The sequence below is a fragment of the Paenibacillus sp. Y280 genome (assembly GCF_056786335.1).
The window spans coordinates 1-2,538 of record NZ_JBXCIW010000053.1; the positions used below are offsets into that span (position 1 = coordinate 1).

Annotated in this window: 2 protein-coding genes; one reads left to right on the forward strand and one right to left on the reverse strand. The window is 39.9% G+C overall.

Annotation, left to right across the window (positions count from 1 at the left end):
- Nucleotides 1-604: 604 nt before the first annotated feature.
- A complete protein-coding gene (locus AC1TPC_RS26770; protein ID WP_482069763.1) occupies nt 605-1,426 on the forward strand; it encodes a phosphodiester glycosidase family protein in 822 nt (273 codons plus the stop codon).
- A 60-nt stretch (nt 1,427-1,486) separates the two neighbouring features.
- Here the strand turns inward: AC1TPC_RS26770 and AC1TPC_RS26775 are convergent, their stop codons facing one another.
- A complete protein-coding gene (locus AC1TPC_RS26775; RefSeq protein WP_482069764.1) occupies nt 1,487-2,053 on the reverse strand; it encodes a hypothetical protein in 567 nt (188 codons plus the stop codon).
- Nucleotides 2,054-2,538: the final 485 nt, after the last annotated feature.

Genomic DNA, 2,538 nt, shown 5'->3' on the forward strand with positions numbered 1-2,538 from the left:
ACCAATACTCTAGCGACGGGGCTCCCTTTGCCCCTTTTATACCGGGTTTTCATAGGTTTTCTGGAAGTGTAAAGCAGTCATTTCAGCCTAAATAATTGCTAGTGGCGAAGAGCCAGACACCCACTCACAGATTTGTTATCTAGGAGCGGGTGTCTTTTTTATTTGCGGCCATAGTCAGCTCTAATGTCTCCAAAAGCTTTTATATCCCATCTAAGTAGTCCGAAAGCTTTCCACAATCATTATCCATAGGTTCCATGCCAACTCCCTGTTCCCTTGCTACATCATAATTAGTAGAACCCCACGCTTGGGTGTCTAATATAAGCCATCAATTATTTTCAATTATTTTCTGCTACTAGTTGTAATTTCTTATACTCGCGACACTGTATATATCATCAAGCAATCACAGAGAGGCATTAGAAAGAGGCATCTCGATGATAAGCTTGATAATACGACATTCCCATGGTGCCTATTGAGGGATACAGTAGGCACAGTGGTATCCCGAATGTCTTCAACAAGAAGAGCGACTTAAGAATTGGCGCTTGAAAAATGAAGGCAGAACATTCATTCGGATGATGTTCTAATAAAATATCAGGAGTGATTTTTAATGAGTACTATCGCTAATGCTGTAAAGACGACACAGAATGGAAAAGAAGTTCGATACATCATCGCAGACCTTGATTGTGTATCTGTAGCGAGTATTAATGGGAGCGTTTTGGATTCCAACATGTATGGGATCAATGGGACATTCTTTTACGGTACGTCACTTTTGGGAGTAGCTGTTAATAACAATGCCGCGGTAAGAACCGGCGGTGATCAAACAGCTAATTCTAGTCATGGGCCTGGGCAAACGACTAAAAGAGGAGTCCTTTACCATTTTGATCCTGCTGTTAACAGTAGTTATATTAAAACGCATGTTGTAGACACATATAAAGACACTTTGGATTATAGTGGTAATTCCGTAGGTGCTACTACAAGTAATGTGAAATGGGCTATAGGTGGATATAGCCTCCATCTAAGTAAATCGTACACTGGTACAGATCCTGAACAACAGTATATTAACGAAATAACCGGTCACCCTGAATATGCTAATTCATGGGCAGGTAAAACTAATTTGGACGGTAGATCTGCCATTGGTTATGGTGCGCTCGGCCCCAGCGGTTCATACAGAACAATTGTTCTAGCCACATTTAAGAACGCCTCTGTATGGGAAGTTAGGCAGTTCATGAAAGGCTTAGGTTGTACTATGGGTGTACACCTTGACGGTGGCGGTTCCTCCCAATTGCGCTACCAAAGACGTATTAATCTATCGGGGACTTCCGGGTATATGAGTAATGAGGGGTGGGAATCTGACCCAGACCCAAATCGTACTGTTTACAATATGGTAAGGGTTAATCCTACTTCGTGGGGTAATGGTTCTGGTTTTTAAGATTAATAAAAAATGCGCTATGCCACTATTTGTGGTATAGCGCATTTTTTTATTTTATTCTTACCATCGCCAATGATCAGCTATATATATTAATTTCCAAACATTATCTTCAAACTGAAACACAAACAGTTGCGCATCTGTTTCAATTGCCTCGTTACCATAGATCTTCTCTGTATATTCTACCCAAACAGGTTTAGCACCATCAGGAGGTGTAAGGTCAGGTTTCACCGTGAAATCTAATTTATCGATACTTAAAAAGTGCTTTTTAAAATCAAGCTTCCCTTTAATCGGAGTCATATCTCCTGTAATGAATGAATTATATGCATCAGTGTCCTTCTCGTATAAAGCTTTCACTATGTTATTTAATGTCTTTACAATCCCTAATTCATCACCTTCATATTTACTTTCATCGATGTACTGAGGCGGTTGATCATTTGTCGTCGCTGTAGGTATTGGATTTTCAGGCCGGCTAGTTCCCTTATCAATACTAACTGAATGATCAACAGGTAAATCCGATTGTTCTTCACTTGTTGATTGAGTCAAATCCTCAGCTGACTTACATCCAAATAGAATCATAAAGATACAAATTAGGCCTAAAAAAACAATCGCAGTTTTGGTCTTCTTCATCGTATTTCCTCCTTAGGTTAGATCATTCATTAAATTATGATGTATAAATCTGAGCCATACTGGAATTCGAAGGGAAGATGAGGTAACCATCATAATAACTCAATGGTTTTTGTCATAGAGAGCATTCTACAGCGTGTTAACATCCCCTCTCATTATAAAACGCATTCGAAGTTGTTTTGTTTCAATGATACCCATTTTTTATAAATTATAGAGATGATTCAGTCGGATATTGATAAAAACACCAAGAGTTGCGATGACCACATCGTATAGACGGAGGCTGCCGGTAATACGTCACTGGTTGAACGGCAATAGAGCTTCAACGCTGGCTGGATGAATTGAACCAAATAGGGATATTACTCTCTTCCGTATAAACGTAAGCGTCAAATCCAGCCCACCTTCAACGTCCAAACCATTCATGAGAAAATGAAGGCAACCCAATGAAGGAGGTTGCCACATGACCACGAGAGAACAACGTCGTCAAGCAT